We start from the raw sequence: 1,112 nt of genomic DNA, 5'->3' as shown, positions 1-1,112 counted from the left end.
TTACTTCCGCGGCATGGACGGCGACCCCCTCCCGGGTGGCGGGACGCGGTCGGTGACAATCAAGGACTCCACCGACGCCACCATCGCCCCCGACAAGCCCGCCTTCCAGGGCATGATCGCCGAATCCCTCACGTACACCCAGGCCAACGACGACGGCAGCGGCGGCACCGTAGCCTCCCGCACCGTCTCCTACCCGTCGGCGCACCTGCTGGCCACCCGTGCCCGCACCGACGTCCCCGACCTGCACGCCTACCGGACCCAGGTCGACTCCGGCATCACCGTCACCCCAGCCAGCGGCACCAACCCCGACGACACCCGCACCTCCCGCACGGTTAAGACCCTCACGCAGTACGACGACACCTACGGGCTGCCCACCCAGGTCGAGACCCTCGGCGACACCGGCAAGCCAGACGACGAGACCTGCACCATCACCTCGTACCTGCACAACACCACCGCGTGGCTGATCGGATTGGTCGAGCAGACCAAGAGCACCGCCGGCACCTGCGATAAGGCCCCCACCGCCACCGGTGGGGACGTCATCTCCGCCTCCCGGGCCGCCTATGACAACGGCGCCTACGGCGATGCCCCCAGCAAGGGCCTGGCCACCACTGCCTGGACCGTTGACGGACTCGGCACCGGCTGGATCCGCAGCGCCGTCACCACCTTCGACGACCACGGCCGCCCGCTCACCGTCAAGGACGCCGCCGACCACACGACCGAAACCAGTTACAAGCCCACGACCGGTCCTTCCGCCCGGCAGGTGTACTCCACCACAGTCACCAACGCTCTTGATCAGACGGTCACCACGACCGTGGAGCCGGGCCGGGCTACCCCGCTGGCCGCGACCGACGCCAACGGCCGGACCGTCACGCAGGCCTACGACGCCCTCGGCCGCGTTACCGAGGTATGGACCGCCTCACAGACTCCAGCAACGGACCAGGCGTTTAAGGCTTTCTCTTACGACACCACCGTCGGCAAGCCGACCGCCGTGACCACGTCCACACTGCGCGACAACGGCACCTACGCCCACGCGGTGTCGATCTACGACGGCCTGGGCCGGGTACGGCAGTCCCAGGTGGATGCCGTCGGCGGCGGCAGCATCATCACCGACA

General features: G+C 68.8%; 1 pseudogene. It reads left to right on the top strand.

From position 1 onward, the window contains the following. Positions 1-52: 52 nt before the first annotated feature. Positions 53-1,112 (top strand): annotated as a pseudogene (locus tag AC3EUJ_RS37135) (sugar-binding protein); the annotation flags it as partial.

This window comes from Actinacidiphila sp. bgisy160, assembly GCF_057707815.1.
Note: the sequence above shows the minus strand (reverse complement) of the source record. Positions and strands in the feature narration are given on the sequence as shown.